Genomic DNA, 18,905 nt, shown 5'->3' with positions numbered 1-18,905 from the left:
TGTTTATTTAATATTTTCTAATAATAGGATGTTAGATTCTGTTTCAATTGTAATGTTTCCGTTTGTAACTTCTAGAATTTCTCCAGAATAGAAGTCTTTAATTTGCGAGGCTTCGTTAAATACTGAAGACACATCGATAGTATGTTTTCCTTTAGGAATATCGATACCAATAACTACTTCATCTTTAAAATCGTCTTTAGCATAACTCCTGCTAAAAAGGTAAGGTGTATTGCTTAGCATGGTATGTTTTCCTGCTCCAACCGAAGGATGATTACGTCTAAACTGACCTAATTTTTGCCAATGGATTAACAAGTCTTGTTGCTGTGCTATTTCATTCCAATTCATAAAACTTCTTAAAGTAGCATCTCCAACAGTGCCTTCTATAGTCAAATCTCTTGCAGATTCGTCTCCATAATATACTTGTGAAGCTCCTGGAGAGAGTAATAATCGTGTTGCTGTTTCGTAGGTTTTTTCTCTGTTTTTATCAAAAGGTTGTCCATCGTCATGAGAGGTCAAATAGTTTAGTACTCCATAATCTTTTAGGTTGGTATGTAATAGACTATCGTATTTTTTGAATTGCTCTTCGTAGGTTTGCTGTGCTGCATTCCATTTAAATTCAAAATTGATTAAGCTATTAAAAGCATCATCAAAATAGTTGACTTTTTTATCGCCAAAATCGAAAGCTTTTCCTGCTGAAATTCCGTAATTATACACTTCCCCAACCAAGTAAAAAGTATTATCATCTAAAACTTTGTTTGGGTTTTGCTGCTTAAATTCCGCGAAAGCGTTATCACAAACGTCTTTAAACTCTTGCCAAACAAAAACTTCTGTGTGTTTAACAGTATCTACTCTGTAACCATCAATACCAAAATCTGTAATGTAGTCGCTCAACCATTTCATGATATAAAAACGAGGAGCACGAGGATGACCTGTGGCTTTAAAAAACGCATCTAGCTCTGCAACTTCTTGGTCATAACGACCTTCGGCTTTCCATTTTTCTACTAATTGTGGTGGTAATTCTACAGCTTCATTACTTTCGGTTTTAATGTCTGGAAGGTTTTTCACCAAAGTACAAGAAACCGTGTTTTCGTAATTATCATAACTACATTGTGGTTCTGTTCTTACCCAATCACTTGGCCAAACAGGATCTTGCTCTGTAACAGGACCTGTGTGATTAATTACTGCATCTAACAATACACGAATACCTTTTTTATGTGCAGCATCAACTAGATTTTGTAGATCTGCTTTAGTTCCTAAATTAGCGTCGATGTTGGTCCAATCTTTAGTCCAATAGCCATGAAAACCATAAGTGTTTCCTGTACCTTCATCGGTTGCACCGTGAATTTGCTCAACAATTGGTGACATCCAAATAGCATTGATTCCTAAATTGGTGAAATAACCAGATTCTATTTTTTGGGTAATTCCTTGTAAATCGCCACCTTCAAAACCACGTAACACAGCAGTTTCTTTGGTTCGGTTATAATTAACATCGTTGGTTTTGTCACCATTATTAAAACGATCGGTTAATAAAAAATAGACATTTGCAGCTTCCCAAACAAAAGGCATTTTAATTTCTTCTTTTTTCTTGTTTTCTGCGATATCTTGATTTGCTTTTTTATCAGTTTTACAACTGAAAGCAAGAATAGCTATTGCAATTAAAAGTATGCTTTTCTTCATTTTAAATTTAATATTTAATTTGTGCTTCAACCTCTTTTGAAGTATTCCAATTCACCTTAAAAGTCAGTGTTTTTGAAACTTCATTATAGTTAAATTCTATTTTTTTTCTGTTGAATTTTATGCGTTTTGGTGCTTTTGGAAAATTGTGAATTATCACATCTATTGTCTTTGTTGATGCAGAGTAATTTGCACCTATTTCTGCTTGAAAATCGAATTCTAAAGATGTATTTGTTGTTTCTGATTTAAATTGAAGAATTTCATAGTTTCCTTTTTCAAAAGCATTATTAGTTACTCCATCATCATTGTATAAAGCTCTTTTACTATTAGTTACAGAAGCATCAAAATAATAATGTAAGTCGAAGGTGTTTCCATTATATTCTGCAGTACTTTGCATTGGTTTTGCTGAAGGAATAAATGCTCCACCACGAACATACGTTGGAATGCTATTTTCTTCTGTTTTAACAGTAAGTGTTTGTCCACCTTCCACTTTTTTATTGGTATAAAAATCAAACCAATTACTGTTTTTAGGAAAGTAAACTTCTACTTCTTTTTGTTCTGGATTTACAATTGGTGTCACTAAAAAGTCATTTCCCCAAAGGTATGTTGAAGCCATAGTTTGCAACTTCGCATTATCTTCTTCTTCAAAAAATAAGGCTCGCATTAAAGGTGCACCTGTTTGGTTATTTTCGAAAACTAAATTGTAGTTATAAGGTAGTAATTTATAACGTAATTCGATAGACGCTTTAGCTAAGGCTTTCGCTTTATCGCTTCTAAAAACAGGTTCTGCAGGTACTTCTTCTTGTGCATGTGGTCTGTAAATAGGTTGAAAAACGCCATATTGCAACCATCGTGCATACAACTCATCATCTAAATTATTACCAGCAAATCCACCTAAATCGCTATGCATATACGCCAGCCCTTGCAGTCCCATTTGCAGCGCAATTTCTGGTTGAGATTGTAATCCTCCCCAAGTTCTATTGACATCACCAGACCAAGGAATCATACCAAAACGTTGTGAACCAGAACTTCCTGCACGCATTAAAATAAACGGTCTTGTGTTTGGAAAGTTTTGTGTGTACATCTCTTGCACAGATTCTGCCCAATGATGCCCATAAATATTATGTACTTCGTCTGCTGTTCCTGTTGCGTGTTGTAATCCTTTAGGATGTACTTCTGGTTCTCCTAAATCTCCCCAAACACCAGAAACACCTAAATTGGCCAAGTCTTTGTAAATGTTTTGAAACCATTTTTTTCCTTTCGGATTATAGATATCAATCAAACCAGTATTACCAAAATAGAAATCGAAAGTAAACGGATTTCCTATAGAATCTTTAGCCAAAACATCTGCTTTTACCGCTTCGTCCCAACGATTAGATGTGGTTAACACAAACGGCTCTGTTACCAATACTGTTTTTACGTTATTGTCTTTTAATCCTTTTAGCATTTGCATCGGATTAGGAAAAGAATCGCGATCAAATGCTAGATTTCCCATAGTACCTTGAATGGTTTTTCCGAACCAAAAAATATCAATAATTATGGCATCTAACGGAATCTCTTCGTCTCTAAACTTTTGAGCTGTTGTTTCTACTTCTTCTTGCGAATGGTACCCAAATCGGCTAGAAAAATTACCCAAAGCCCAACGTGGTGGCATAGGTTGTGTGCCTGTTAGTTTGGTGTAGTTTTTAGTAAGATCTAACCAAGAGTCACCAACTACTACTTGATAGGTTTTCCTTCCAGAAATCGTTTCGTACGTTAGGGTATTATCTGCTTTGCTATCTAAATCTAAAAACCCAATTGGTGCATTATCAAAATGAATTAAATACTTGTTGGAAGACACTACCATTGGCATGGTGTAATTCATTAACTCACTTCTATCTTCGTAACCATAATGCGCTTTGTTGTACAATTCTAAACGAATACCACGTCGATTCATACCTAACGCTCTTGCGCCTCCACCATATAACACTTCATCAGATTTTAAATTAAAGTGAATGGTTTCAAAATCGTCTGTTTTTTGATAGCCATTTTTTACAGAAGTGACTTGTTTACCATCTCTCCAATAGGAAATATGAAAAGGTGATTTTGTGATTTTTACTGTTAATTTTTCAGATTGAAAAGTAATTTCATTTTTTGTTTCATTAAATTTCACATCAGAAAGCACTTGATCTAAAACAACAGCGTGTGACTTTTTATTAAATGTTTCACCTGTTGGTAAAAATGTAGTTTCTATAATTTCAGGATGGTAAAAATGCATTTTATAGCTTCCATCTGAAACCTGAATATGTAATTGATTGTTTTTGAATGCAACAGATTTATATTCTCTTTTTTGAATAGCATCTTCAAACAACCAAGTGATCGCTTCGGCAAAATTATTACTCCAAAGTGCTTCGTTATGCTTTCCTTCAGGAACGACTTTAGATTGTATATTTTTTTCAGGAAAACCGTTATTTTTTAGAATAGAAATAATACTATTCATATCTGTAACGGTTTGGCTAATTTCATCATAACCAGCATGCTCACCTTCTTTTCCACCTGCTAAAAAGTACATTTTAGTATTTTGAAGATTAGCATGAGATACAGTAAAAGGTTTTACTTCTGGAGCAAACCAAAAGGCTGGCGAGTACACACCAACTTTACCAAAAACTGTTGGATGTTTTAAAGCAGCATAATGCGAAATTAAACCTCCCATAGAACTACCAAAAATGGCTGTATTAGCTCTGTCTTTTTTGGTATTGTAGTTAGAATCAATGTACGGTTTTAGTGTATTGACAATAAAATTGACGTATGCGTCACCTTCGCCACCTCCATATTTAGCATTGGTCCATGGAGAATATTCATCTAAACGTTTAGATTCGCCATTATCGACACCAACAACAATAAGTTTTAAGTTATCTTTAAATAGCTTGTCTAAAGTTTCGTCTACATTCCATTCGCCATAACCCGAAGTACTAGCATCAAAAATATTTTGACCATCATGCATATAAACCACAGGATAATCTTGCTTTGAAGTATGATAATCTGGTGGTAAATACATCCAAACACGACGTTCTCTGTTAAGTTGTGGTATATGAAATTTTTCAGAAATAATGGATACGTTTTTTGAAGCGGTTGAAGGTTCTTCATTTTCAAACAAATGACTCCAACCTGCTATGTTAACCTTTAATGTGTCGTTTGGTTTGTCAAATTTATAAATACGGTTATCTATTGCTTCTCCTGTATTGGTACTTTCTGAAGTCTCCCAATTACCCAAAGTGAATTTAAATAAAATACGTTGTTCTGTTTTAGGAAGTGTTATTTGATGCTTACCATTTACAAATTGTAATTGGTAGTCTTTGTGTCCGCCAGACCAACCTTCAAAATCTCCAGAAATAAATAGGGATGCGTCTTTTGGTGTGTCTTCTGGAAGTGCTTCAACTATTATGGTTACCTGAGCAAAGGTGAATTGAACAAGTAAAAGCGATAGTATGTATATTAGTTTTTTCATTTTTGTTTTAGATTGTGGATTCCGCATCTAGTGCGGAATGACAAACAATTATATTTTTGTAGTTAGTAATAAAACACCTCTTTCTTTCAACGTTAATTCGTTATTCCAACCAACAACTTCACCAGTTATTATATTGTTTAATGGTTTTCCATCTAAACCTATTTCTGAATATCTATTTAAGTCAATTGTGATTGGTTTTTCATTTTTATTAATGATTAAAACAACGGTTTCGCCTTCAATAACTCTAAATAAGAAATACGTTCCCATAAATGGTGCAAAATGGATGGTTTTTCCATGGCGGATGGCATCACTAGACTTTCTGTAATTCAATACTTTTTTAAGGAATAGCTGCATGTCTTTTTGCGCATCTGTTAAACCTTCACCAGAAAATGCATTAACAGTATCATCTTGCCAACCTCCAGGAAAATCGGTACGAATTAAACCATGATCACCTGGTTTTTCAAAATCGTTCATTAAGATTTCTGTTCCGTAATATAGTTGCGGAATTCTAGGTAAGGTTAATAGATAACTTAAGGCTATTTTGGTATTAGGCACATCTCCTTTTAATTGTGTAAAAATGCGACTCATATCATGATTGTCTGGAAAAATCATGATGTCTTTTGGTGATGCATAGGCAAAATCGTTAGCTAAACCTTCATACATTTTTACCAATCCTGTGTCCCATTTTTCTGCTTCATTTAAAGCTTCAACTATGTTTCTTTGCATGGCAAAATCCATAGTGGATTTTAGATTAGATTGGTAACCATCCTTATTTTTATGTCCACCTTGCCAATACGCAATAAGTAACGGATTATAACTCCATTCTTCTCCAACTATTGAAAAATTTGGGTACTCGCTCATAATGGCTCCTGCCCAATTAGACATAAATGTTTTGTCTGGATAAGGATAGGTATCTTGACGAATTCCGCTTAGATTTAGTGTTTCAATCCACCAAATACTATTTTGAATAATATAGTTTGCCATAAACGGATTACGTTGATTTAAATCTGGCATTGTTGGTACAAACCAACCTTCTGCCATTTCTTTTTTATCGCGTTTAGAAGCATACAAATCTTGGTTACTTGTACGTCTGTGATTGGAGTTATTTAATGGTTTATTATTCTCAAAACTCTCTTGTTGGTTCACCCAATCTTTAAACGGTAAATCTTGCATCCACCAATGTGCACTTCCGCAATGATTAGCCACTTGGTCCATGATTAAACCGATACCTTTTTCTTTCGCTTTTGTAGCTAATTCTTGGTATTCTTCTAAGCTTCCATAACGTGGATCTACTTGGTAAAAATCGGTCATTGCGTAACCATGATACGAAGACCTTTCCATGTCATTAGTTAATAAAGGACAAGACCAAATTTGAGTAAAACCCATCTCCTCTATATAATCTAAATGCTGAATAATGCCTCGCAGATCACCACCATGACGTGCATAATCGTCTTTTCTATTGATTGTTTTCTCCTTTAAACCTTCCTTTATATCATTAGAAGTATCTCCATTTGCAAAACGATCTGGAGTGATTAAGTAAATAGCATCTGTACTATCAAAACCCTGATAACTAGAAGTATCTTTTAAACGATTTTTAATTTCATAAGTTTGAACGAGTTCTTTTTCTTCATTAAATTTAAAATGAATATTGAATAGTCCTGCTTTTGTACTTTCTAAAATATTAAGATCTAAAAACAAATAATTAGGACTATCTGCTTTATGCACTTTTTCAATAGAAACTCCTGCATAATTTATACTAGGTGTTGCTTCCGAAATATTAGCATGTTTCACCAATAATTGCACTTGAGTATTTTTAAAACCTGTCCACCAATGCGGCGGTTCAATACGTTCAATGTCGTTTTTAACTTTGGGTACAACTTCAGAAGTTTTTGTTTTTTCAGTTTCCTTCTGACAAGAAAAACTAACACTAATTAAAATTATTAATGCTAGATGTATTAATTTTTTCATTTTAATTAGTGTGTTTAGTTTTAAATTTTCACCAAGTTATTTGGTGAAATAGTTAAGGGATTACTATTTATTATTATGTTTAAATCTGTATTACCTTCTAGCTCGAAAGTTGTTTCAGCTTGTGACACATTCACTTTCAAAATTTGATCTCTAAAGTTTACTTTAAACGAATATGCTTTCCATTCTTTAGGAATACGAGGTTCAAAATGTAGCGTATCGTTTTTAACACGCATACCACCAAAACCTTCTACAATACTCATCCAAGTTCCAGCCATACTGGTAATGTGTAAGCCTTCTTCTACCTCTTTATTATAATCGTCTAAATCTAAACGAGAGGTACGTAAATAGAACGTATACGCTTGTTCCATTTGGTCTAATTTAGCAGCTTGAATACTGTGTACACAAGGTGACAATGAGCTTTCATGTACTGTAAATGGCTCGTAAAAATCGAAATGACGTTTTAATTCTTCGGTTGAAAATTGATCTTCAAAGAAGTAAAAACCTTGTAACGTATCTGCTTGTTTGATGTAAGGCGAACGTAAGATTCTGTCCCAACTCCACTTTTGGTTTATTGGTCTATCTTCGTTTGGTAAATCGGCAACCGTAATTAATTCTTTATCTAAAAAACCATCTTGTTGTAAGTATACTTGGTATTTTTCAGAATAAGGAAAAAACATATTATCTGCTACTTTTTTCCAAGCATGTAACTCTTCGTGAGTAATCTTTGTTTTTCCAACAATACGTAAATAATCTTCGTGATGACCTTCTTTTACTTTTTCGATTTGCTCTAATGCATAATCGATACACCATTTTGCTAAATAGTTGGTATACCAGTTATTATTGATGTTGTTTTCGTACTCATTAGGACCAGTAACACCTAAAATAACATACTTGTTTTTATCTGTAGAAAAAGTAGAACGTTGTTGCCAGAATCTAGCGATACCAATAAGCACTTCTAATCCCATTTCTGGAATATAGCTGTAATCTCCTGTGTAACGATAGTAGTTAAAAATAGCAAATGCGATAGCTCCATTTCTGTGGATTTCCTCAAAGGTAATTTCCCATTCGTTATGGCATTCTTCACCATTCATGGTTACCATTGGATATAATGCTGCTCCGTTTTTGAAGCCTAATTTCTCTGCATTTTCAATCGCTTTTTCTAAGTGATTATAACGATATTGCAGTAAGCTTCGAGCTACTTGTTGGTCTTTGGTAGCCATATAAAAAGGAATACAATATGCTTCAGTATCCCAATAGGTACTTCCTCCATACTTTTCACCTGTAAATCCTTTTGGTCCAATGTTTAAGGTAGAATCTTTCCCTAAATAGGTTTGATTTAATTGGAAAATATTAAAACGAATACCTTGTTGTGCTTTTACATCACCATTGATGGTAATGTCTGACATTTCCCAGATTTTTGACCAAGCCTCTTTTTGATTATTTAAAAGTGCATTGAATCCTAAATCTGAAGCAGTATCTAGTGCTTTTTTAGCTGCAGCAACTAACTGATTCTTATCGTGATTTCTATCTACTGTATAACCACCAAACTTTTGGATGCTTGCAGTTTCGCCTGAATTTACAGAAACTGTATACGTAAATGAAACAGTGTTTGCTTGTTTATCTACTTTTGGTGTTTGTTCTTGTTTTGTCTTATTTACAAAAACCGAAGACTGCATAAATGTACAAGTATGAAAAGCTGTTTTCATGGTTTTGGCTTCAATAAATGCTTGCTCGTTTTCTGTACTTACGTTTAAAGTATCCCAAAATTGGTCATCCCAATTGGTATCTTCATTTGTAATACCTGAATCTAAATACGGTTGAAACTTAATAGTCGCTTCTCCATTTAAAGGTTTTACTTGGTAATTTATAGCTCCAACTTCATCTAAATCTAAGCTTAAAAAACGAAGTGCTTTCACTTCAATTTCTAATTTATTTTGAAGCGTTGCAGTAAACGATCTAGACAACCAACCTTCTTGCATGTTAAGTTCTCTTCTAAAATTAGAAACCGAAACACAGCTATTTAAATCGAGTTGTTCTCCATTAATTTCAACATTAATACCTATCCAATTTGGAGCATTTAATACTTTAGCAAAATACTCTGGATAACCATTTTTCCACCAACCCACTCTGGTTTTGTCAGGATAATAAACGCCTGCAATGTAGCTTCCTTGAAATGTTGAACCTGTGTATTGTTCTTCAAAATTAGCACGTTGTCCCATAGCACCATTTCCGATGCTAAATAAACTTTCTGACGACTTTACTCTTTCTTTATCAAAGCCTTCTTCAATTATAGACCAATTGTCTGGTTGTATATAATCTTGATTCATTTTTTATATTTTTTTGATGAAAATCACTTCGGATAAAATAAGCGTGACTTTCAACATTTTTTATCTATTTATTAATTCTTCTATAAAGCTATTTTCAATTTCAGTAAAATCTGAAAAAATGTAATCTGCTTCATGTAATACGTCTTTTTCACCAATTCCAATTGAAATCATATTTGCAGTATTTGCAGCTTGAACACCAGCTACAGAATCTTCAAACACAATACAATCTTCTGGTTTCATGTTTAAATGTTGTGCTGCAATTAAAAATACTTCTGGATCTGGTTTTGCTTTACTAACATCGTTACCATCAACAATAGCGTCAAATTTGGAAAGTAAATTGACTTTCTCTAAAATTGGTCGTGCATTTTTACTTGCAGAACCCAAGGAAATTGGCTGTGCCTTTTCTATTAAATAATCTAATACTCTTGGTACATCTGGTAAAATTTCTTCATCAGTCATTTTTGCAATGAAGCTTAGATACTCTTCATTTTTTTTACCCATTAATGATGTAAACAGTTCTTCTGAAATGGTTTTATTTCCCCAATTCAGTATTTTTTCTAATGATTTTACTCGGCTAACACCTTTAAGTTGTTCGTTTTGCTCGTGTGTAAAATCTATATCTATACTTTTAGCAAGGTTTTGCCAAGCTAAAAAGTGATATTTTGCAGTGTCTACAATAACACCATCTAAATCGAATATGAATCCTTTTTTATTCATTATTTATATTTCTTCAGCTTGATACGTAATTGCGTTTTTGTTTGTGATTAATAAGTTGCAAAGTCCTGCAATTATTAAACTTATTCCTGCAACTGTCATTGCATTAATGGCTTCTTCTCCTAATAAACTAGAGACAAAGTTGATTCCGCCTAAGGCAGCAATAATTTGTGGAATTACTATAAACATGTTGAAAATTCCCATAATAACTCCCATTTTTTTAGGGTCTACAGAACTTGATAACATGGCGTAAGGCATAGATAAAATACTTCCCCAAGCAAAACCTATTAACACAAAGCAATATTTTAGTTGTTCTGGCGAAGCGTAATACATAGCAAGGAAACCAATACCTCCTAAAATTAGAGATCCCATATGCACTAGCTTACGGTTGATGCGCCTTTTTGAAGTGTATACTACTAATAGTAATGCAAAAGCCATAGATGATAAACCGTAAATTCCCATTGCAGAACCTACTAAATTTGATGATTTTTGGAACGCTGTGTTTTGCGTATCAAACGCTGCTTTTTGTACTGTATCTGCCATATCAAAAGCACTTTCTATTGGAGCTGGTGTATTAAATACATGCTCAGTTAGTGCTGGATTAGCCATACTCCACATAGTAAAAAATGCAAACCAAGAAAAGAATTGGATGACTCCTAATTTTTTCATGGTTAGTGGCATATTACCAATGTTGTTTAAAATGTCTGGAATGAAGTTATTCTTTTTAGCTTTTTCACGTTCGAACTCTTCCATGTCTTCTGGAGGATATTCTGTTGTAGTAAACACAGTGTAGAGAATACTTAGCAAAAACACGAATGCACCAATGGCAAATGCAATTTTTACAGAATCTGGAATAACACCTAAATCTGCAGCGTCACTAACTCCAAATTTTGATACCATCCAAGGTAAATTACTTGCTACCCAAGTACCAATACCAATAATTAACGTTTGAACTACAAAGCCATACGAGCGTTGAGATTCGGGAAGTTTATCTGCGACAAGTGCTCTAAACGGCTCCATTGACACATTAATGGAAGCATCTAATATCCATAAAAATCCTGCTGCAACCCAAAGTGCTGGAGAATAAGGCACAAAAAATAGTGCTAAGGAACTTAAGATAGCTCCTATTAAAAAATAAGGACGTCGTCTTCCCCATTTGTTACTCCAAGTACGATCACTCATGTAACCAATAATGGGTTGAACTAGCAAACCTGTTAAAGGTGCTGCAATCCATAGTAATGGGATTTCATCTTTACTTGCTCCTAATGTTTGAAATATTCGAGACATGAAGCCTCCTTGCAGTGCAAAACCAAATTGAATTCCTAAGAAACCAAAACTCATGTTCCAGATTTCCCAAAAACCAAGGGTACGCTTTTTCATAAATAGTAAGTTTAAATTATTACTATTTTGACAAGCATTTACTCATCAAAACTATATTACCTGAGAAGTAAAAATATATGTTTTGAATGCTGTAAAGATATAAAAGATTTTAATTGAGCAAAGATTTTTTTTTATTTTGTCGACTTACGTTCTATTAATTCTGTTTCAATCACAACAGTTTCTGCATAGTCTTCTTCATCTTCTCTTTCTAAATTATTTATTAATAATTCGGCTGCTTTTTCGCCTATTTTCTTACCATGTTGACTGACTGTAGTTAAGGCAGGAACAGCATGTTTAGACAATACTCCATCTGTAAAACCAACAATTTGTAAGTCTTCAGGAATTTTTAACCCAAGCTTTCTAGCAACCTTCATTGCAGTAATTGCATACAGCTCGTTTACAGCAAAAACGCCATCAATATTTTTATTATTTTTAAACAAATTATCAATTTCTATTTCTAAAGAATCGAGATGATCTTCAGATAATAATTGGTCATGCACCTTTAAAATTAAACTAGCTTTTGGATCAATTTTATGATCTTCTAACGCTTCTAAATAGCCTTGTGTTCTTAATTTACCAACACTTACATAATCCTTGGTTGTTACAATTGCTATGTTTTTACAGCCGTTTTCAATTAGCTTATTAACCGCAAGTTTTGCACCTTGAGAATCATCAACTATTACTTTATCACATTTTATATCATTAACAACACGATCAAACATAACAATAGGCATACCTTGATTTATAGTCTCTGTAAAATGATGATAATCTTGTTGCTGTAATGTTTCTTTAGCTATAGATAAAATAAATCCGTCGATACTTCCATTTGCAAGCATCTCCATATTTATAACCTCTTTTGCAAAAGACTCGTTTGATAATCCTACAATAACATTATAACCTCTTTTATTAGCTACAGATTCTATACCACTAATTACTTTAGAGAAAAAATGGTGTACAATTTCTGGAATAATAATTCCAATAGTTTTTGTCTTTCTATTTTTTAAACTCAGTGCAATATTATTAGGTCTATAATTATATAGCTTAGCAAAAGCCTGAACTTTTAAGCGTGTATCTTCACTAATTTCCACACTATTTCTAAGTGCTTTAGATACTGTAGAAATAGACACATCTAATTCCTTTGCTATTTGTTTTAAGGTTACTTTTCGTTTCATAATTATAGTTAAGTCATTTCAATAATCTCAAAAATACGAGGATTAATTGTTCATTTATTAAAATTGTTTGGATAAATACACAAAAAAAAGAAAAAAGGGCTGTTTTTTTGCCAATTTATCATCTTAAAAAAAAAGTTGTCAACACGAAAACGTTTGCGTAGCCCATAAAATATAAGGCTCTCGTAATATTAACATAATATTTACATAGATTTAACCTCGAGAAGTAAAAATATAAGTTAAAATTTAAAATAACTAACTTAATAATATTGTATGAAAACAATTTTTAAAAGTATACTGTTCATTTTATGTGTGTTACCTGCAATCGCATTAGCACAAACTACAATAACGGGAGCAGTTACAGAACAATCATCATCACTTCCTCTACCTGGAGTGAATGTAATTGTTAAAGGTACAAATAGTGGTACGTCAACAGATTTTGATGGTAAATATGAAATATCTGTTAAAAATGGAGATGTTTTAGAATTTTCTTACGTAGGCTATACCGCTCAAGAAATTACATATTCTGGCCAAACTAATTTAAACGTTGCTTTAGCTGAAGACGCTTCTCAGCTAGACGAAGTCGTTTTAATTGGATATGGAGGTGTAAAAAAAGAAGACTTAACTGGAACAACAGATTTGTTAACCAGTGAAGATTTTAACAAAGGACCTATAGTATCTGCTCAAGCTCTTATTAGTGGTAAAGTGGCAGGTGTAAATGTAACAACTGGTAGTGGAGCTCCTGGAGATGGGCAAAGCATTAATATTCGTGGAGCCGGTTCTTTATCTTTAACTACTCAACCACTATTTGTAGTCGATGGAATCCCATTAGATAATGGAGGTGTTGGCGGATCTAGAAACCCATTAAACTTTATTAATCCAAACGATATTGAAACCTTTGTAGTTTTAAAAGACGCATCTTCTACAGCTATTTATGGGTCTAGAGGAGCAAACGGTGTAATTTTAATTACAACCAAGAAAGGAAAAAATAACGATTTTAAATTTAATATTAGTTCTCAAACTACAGTTTATAGTCCTGTAGACGATATTGATGTATTATCTTCTAACCAATTTAGAACGTTAATAAATGACATAGGATCACCATCGGAAATTGCATTATTAGGAAATGCAGATACAAACTGGCAAGACGAAATATATAGAACAGCATTTGGTCAAGATCATAATTTTAGTGCATTAGGTAGCGCTTTTGGTATACCTATGAGAGCTTCAATTGGTTATTCTGAACATGAAGGAATATTAAAAACTGATAATTTACAACGTACTACTGCTTCTTTAAACTTAACTCCTAGCCTATTAGACGACCATTTAAATATTGAGTTAAATGCAAGAGCAATGTATACCGAAAATACTTTTGCAGATAGAGGAGCTATAGGAAGTGCAATAGGTTTTGATCCAACACAATCAATCTACGATCCAAGCTCTGAATATGCAGGTTATTTTGCTTGGTTAGATGCTGGAACAGGTAATCAAAACAGTTTAGCTCCAACTAATCCTATAGCCTTATTAGATTTAAAAGATGACACTGCAGAAGTAAGAAGACTTGTTGGAAACGCTAAGTTTGATTATAAAATACATGGTTTTGAGAATTTCACAGCAACAATAAATGTTGGTTATGATACTTCCAATAGTCATGGCAGAACTATTACTTCAGAATTTATACCCACAGCAGATGATACTTTTAACGGATCAAGATCAAGCTACATTCAAAATTCTGACAATAAGATTTTTGATGCTTACTTAACATATAAAAATACGTTTAAAGATGTTCATAATTTAACAGTTGCAGGTGGTTATGCCTACCAATCTTTTGAATACGACAACTTTAGTTATGATAGTGAAGCAGAAGAAGATGGTAATCAATTTGAATTTATTGACAAATCTAAAAATGTTTTATTATCTTATTTCAGTAGAGCAAATTACGATTACGACAGTAAATACTATATAACTGCTTCTGTAAGAGCAGATGCTTCATCTAAATTAAATCCAAATGATCGTTGGGGAATTTTTCCATCTGTAGCTGCTGCCTGGAGTATTCATAACGAAGATTTTATGCAAGATTCATTCTTTAATGAATTAAAATTACGTGTTGGTTATGGTGAAGTAGGAAATGTTAATGGATTAAGAGACTATCAATTTTTAACTAGATACCTAGGAAGTACAGATACAGCTAACTACCAATTTGGAAGTCAATTTTACCAAACTTATAGACCAGAAGTAATTAATGAAGACTTACGTTGGGAAATTGGTAAAACATTTAACTTAGGGTTAGACTATGCTTTTCTTGATAGACGCATATCAGGTTCTATCAACGCTTATATAAAGGAAACAAATGATCTTATAGCTGATGCTTTGGTGGATCCGTTTACTAATTTTGCAAACAGAGTTGATAAAAATATAGGTAACATGGAAAACAAAGGTTTAGAATTAAATCTAAATGTAGTACCTGTTAGAACTGATGATTTTGAATGGTCGATAAACTATAACATAGCCTTTAACGATAATGAAATTACTAAATTATCAGTTGACCAACCTAAAGGTGGAATATCTACAGGTGTTGGTAATACCGTTCAAATACACAGAGAAAGTGAATCTGCAAATAGTTTTTATGTTTTTGAGCAAGTTTATGATGCTTCAGGAACACCATTAGAAGGTGTATTTGTAGATAGAAACGGAGATAACATTATTAATGATGATGATAAATACATTAAAGAAGACCCATTTGGAGATATTTTAATGGGCTTTAATACTAATGTAAGCTATAAAAATTGGGATTTCTCTTTACAATCAAGAGCAAGTTTAGGAAACTATATGTATAACGATGTTCAAGCAAATAGAGGTGTTTTAGCAAATGCAACTAATAACAGCATTTTATCTAACATACATACAGATTACTACAATACAGGTTTTACTGTAATAGATGGTAACACAGCCGTAAGTGATCATTTTATACAAGAAGCATCTTTCTTTAAAATAGATAATATTACTATTGGTTATACTTTAGATAAATTAAAAAATACAACATTTAGATTCTATGGATCTTTACAAAATGTATTAACAGTAACAGATTACGATGGCTTAGATCCAGAAATCAATCTAGGAATCGATAATAACTTTTATCCAAGACCTAGATCATTTGTAATGGGTGTAAATATTGACTTTTAAAAAAAATGAAAATGAAAAAAGAACTTAAACATTTAATGGCACTCATGGTATTAGCCTTAGGTCTAATAGCATGCCACGACGATTTAGATCAGTCACCTATCGATCCAGATAGTTTTACGGAAGAAGACGTTTTTGCAAATGCAGTTGAAGCTAAAGGAGCATTAGCAAAGTTGTATGCTAGTTTAGCACTTACAGGTCAACAAGGTCCATCTGGGCAGGCAGATATTGCAGATATCGATGAAGGTTTTTCACAATACTCTAGAATGCTTTTTAATTTAAATGAATTAACTACAGATCACGCAGTTGTTGGTTGGGGAGACGCAGGTTTACCAGATTTACACGGGCAATATTGGTCTGGAGGAAACGATTTTACTGAAGCAATGTATTATAGACTTGCACAAGAAGTTTCATTTTGTAACTCGTTTATAGAAAATGCTAGTGCATTATCAGAAATTGAAGTACAAACTTTCATTGCCGAAGCAAGATTTTTAAGAGCCTTTGCTTATTACAATTTAATAGATTTATATGGTAATGTACCACTTGTTACAGAAGTATCAACAGATTTACCACAACAAGCATCAAGACTAGAACTATTTAACTTTGTAGAATCTGAATTATTAGAAATTCAAAACATCTTAAGTCAAAGTGGATCAAACGAATATGGAAGAGTAGACGAGGTTGCTGCCTGGGCATTATTATCTAAATTATACCTAAATGCAGAAGTGTGGACAGGAACATCTCGTTACACAGACTGTGTAACATATTCTAACAATGTTATAAATTCTACTTATAGTATTAATACAAATGACGCTAATGGTAACGGAACTGCTTATGATGAATTATTCTTAGCAGACAACGATACTAACGGTGCTCAAAACGAATTTATATTCACTTTAAATTTCGATGGTCTTAGATCTCAAACCTATGGTGGTTCTACTTTTTTAGTACACGCTGCAATTGGAGGAGCAATGGATGCAACAGAATTTGGTGTAAATGGTGGTTGGGCAGGCCTTAGAACAACTAAAAGCTTAGTAGAAAAATTCCCGCAATTAAGTATCGCAGATTTAAATAATGCATTAGGTACACAGTCAGATTGGGGAATTGTAGGAGACGGAACACCAAACGGATGGACAGGTCCCGATACAGAAATGTACCAAACTGGTACAAATCAATATGCGCTATATACAGAATTAACAGATGGTTTCTTAAAATTCAGATTTAACGAAGATTGGGGAAACAATTATGGTGATAATGGCGCAGATGGTTCACTAGAATCAGGAGGAGAGAATATTGCAGTTACTGCAGGAACATATTATATTACTTTAGATTTAGATGCGCTTACATATTCAATTACTTCATTTACTCCTACTAGCGATCAACGTGCAATGTTTTATGCAGATGGCCAAAATTTAGAAATCGAAGATATTTCAGAGTTTACAGATGGATATGCAGTTACTAAATTTAAAAACATTGACAGTAATGGTGACCAAGGTGTTGATTCTGGTGGAGATTTTGTAGACACAGATCTTCCTTTAATTAGATTAGCAGAAATCTATTTAAACTATGCCGAAGCAACTCTTCGAGGTGGCGGTGGCGGTGATTTAAATTTAGCTACAACAAAAATTAACGAATTAATTGAAAGAGCAAATGGAGGTCCAGGCGCTAACGTATCAAGCGGAGACATTACTTTAGACTTTATACTTGACGAAAGATCAAGAGAATTATATTGGGAAGGACAAAGACGTACAGATTTAATACGTTACAATTATTTTACAACAGACGCATACCTATGGCCATTTAAAGGTAATAGTCCTCAAGGAACTTCTGTTGCAAATTATAGAAACCTATTTCCTTTACCAAACAGTATTATAACAGTTAACCCAAACCTTTCTCAAAATGAAGGGTATTAATAACTATTAAAATGAAAAACATATTTTATAAATTAGTCCTTTCGTTATGCATTGCAACTCTTTTTGTGAGTTGCGATGATACGGAAATAACAGAATTAAACAACAACGGAATACCGTTAGTAACGCTATCTGAAAACGAAGTAGTTTTAACAGAAGCTAACGCAGACCAAGAAGCTTTAACAGTAACTTGGACAGCTCCAGATTTTGGTTTTAATGCTGCGCCAATTGCATATAAAGTTTTAGTAGATACTAATAACGGTGATTTTTCATCTGCGCAAAGTTCTACAGCTACTATGCCTTTAGAAAAAACATTCACTGCTCAAGAATTAAATTCCTTACTAATAGCATTAGAATTACCACCTAATGAAGAATCTCAAGTACAACTTAAACTTGAAGTTCAATTAAGTACAGTAACTAGTGTTTATTCTGAAGCTGTTAATTTAACTGTGACACCTTATCCTGCACTTTCAGACCTAAGTACTAATTGGGGTATTGTTGGTAGTGCAACACCAAACTCATGGGATGGACCAGATGTTCCTTTCTATAAAACAGATACGGAAGGTGTATTTGCAACATATATATATTTAATTGATGGAGAAATTAAATTTAGAGAAAATAATGATTGGACAGTAAATTATGGAGATACTGGTGCAGATGGTACTTTAGAAGGTGGCGGAGATAATATAGCTGTAACTGCTGGAACATATTATGTTACCTTTAATTTAAATGCCCTTACTTATACATTAGAAGATGCTTCTAGTGAAGATATCTGGGGATTAGTAGGAGACTCTACTCCTAATGGATGGGACGGCACAGACTGGCCAATGTATCCAGCTGGAAACGACATTTATATAACCTATGTAACTTTAGTAGATGGAGAGTTAAAGTTTAGATTAAATAATGATTGGGGAAATAACTTTGGAGACACTGGTGTAGATGGCACTTTAGACTCTGGCGGAGATAATATTATTGTCACTGCAGGAAATTACAAAGTTACTATGGACCTGTTTAATCAAACTTATACGCTAGAAGAAGTAGAGTAATCTTATCTATTAAATATTGTATTAAATAAAACCTTTAAAGCCTATTTACT

Annotated in this window: 10 protein-coding genes; 3 read left to right on the top strand and 7 right to left on the bottom strand. The window is 33.3% G+C overall.

The annotated features are described in order from the left end of the window. Positions 1 to 3: 3 nt before the first annotated feature. The 7 genes from CLV86_RS12420 to CLV86_RS12390 form a co-directional block, all read right to left on the bottom strand. Complete coding sequence (locus CLV86_RS12420) at positions 4 to 1,677, bottom strand: alpha-amylase family glycosyl hydrolase (protein ID WP_121052923.1); 1,674 nt, start codon at positions 1,675 to 1,677, stop codon at positions 4 to 6. Positions 1,678 to 1,684: 7 nt separating this feature from the next. Next, positions 1,685 to 5,161, bottom strand: a complete 3,477-nt coding sequence (locus tag CLV86_RS14370; protein WP_170148544.1) for a TIM-barrel domain-containing protein — start codon at positions 5,159 to 5,161, stop codon at positions 1,685 to 1,687. Between the two features lie 48 nt (positions 5,162 to 5,209). Next, on the bottom strand, positions 5,210 to 7,129 hold the full coding sequence (locus CLV86_RS12410; protein ID WP_121052759.1) for a glycoside hydrolase family 13 protein: 1,920 nt from the start codon (positions 7,127 to 7,129) through the stop codon (positions 5,210 to 5,212). 20 nt (positions 7,130 to 7,149) lie between these two features. Further along, positions 7,150 to 9,456 (bottom strand): glycoside hydrolase family 65 protein, encoded by a 2,307-nt coding sequence (locus tag CLV86_RS12405; RefSeq protein ID WP_121052757.1) that lies wholly within the window; start codon positions 9,454 to 9,456, stop codon positions 7,150 to 7,152. A gap of 60 nt (positions 9,457 to 9,516) precedes the next feature. Then, entirely contained in the window at positions 9,517 to 10,173 is a 657-nt protein-coding gene (gene pgmB, locus CLV86_RS12400) for a beta-phosphoglucomutase (protein WP_121052755.1), read from the bottom strand. Positions 10,174 to 10,176: 3 nt separating this feature from the next. Then, a complete protein-coding gene (locus tag CLV86_RS12395) occupies positions 10,177 to 11,550 on the bottom strand; it encodes an MFS transporter (protein ID WP_076734265.1) in 1,374 nt (457 codons plus the stop codon). A gap of 131 nt (positions 11,551 to 11,681) precedes the next feature. After that, positions 11,682 to 12,722 carry a LacI family DNA-binding transcriptional regulator gene (locus tag CLV86_RS12390; protein ID WP_076734266.1) on the bottom strand — a complete coding sequence of 347 codons (1,041 nt, stop codon included), beginning with the start codon at positions 12,720 to 12,722 and terminating at the stop codon, positions 11,682 to 11,684. A 270-nt stretch (positions 12,723 to 12,992) separates the two neighbouring features. On the opposite strand from CLV86_RS12390, the gene CLV86_RS12385 reads away from it, so the two are divergent. Genes CLV86_RS12385 through CLV86_RS12375 form a run of 3 tightly spaced genes read left to right on the top strand, consistent with a single transcriptional unit; the run spans position 12,993 to position 18,855 of the window. Continuing rightward, positions 12,993 to 15,902: a SusC/RagA family TonB-linked outer membrane protein gene (locus tag CLV86_RS12385; RefSeq protein WP_121052753.1), complete on the top strand. Its 2,910-nt coding sequence runs from the start codon at positions 12,993 to 12,995 to the stop codon at positions 15,900 to 15,902. Between the two features lie 11 nt (positions 15,903 to 15,913). Beyond that, entirely contained in the window at positions 15,914 to 17,812 is a 1,899-nt protein-coding gene (locus CLV86_RS12380) for a RagB/SusD family nutrient uptake outer membrane protein (RefSeq protein WP_147427039.1), read from the top strand. Between the two features lie 11 nt (positions 17,813 to 17,823). Beyond that, positions 17,824 to 18,855 carry a SusE domain-containing protein gene (locus CLV86_RS12375; protein ID WP_076734268.1) on the top strand — a complete coding sequence of 344 codons (1,032 nt, stop codon included), beginning with the start codon at positions 17,824 to 17,826 and terminating at the stop codon, positions 18,853 to 18,855. The last annotated feature ends 50 nt before the right edge of the window (positions 18,856 to 18,905 follow it).

It is taken from the genome of Lacinutrix venerupis (assembly GCF_003663945.1).
GTDB lineage: Bacteria > Bacteroidota > Bacteroidia > Flavobacteriales > Flavobacteriaceae > Lacinutrix > Lacinutrix venerupis.
This window is presented reverse-complemented; position numbering and strand designations above follow the sequence as displayed.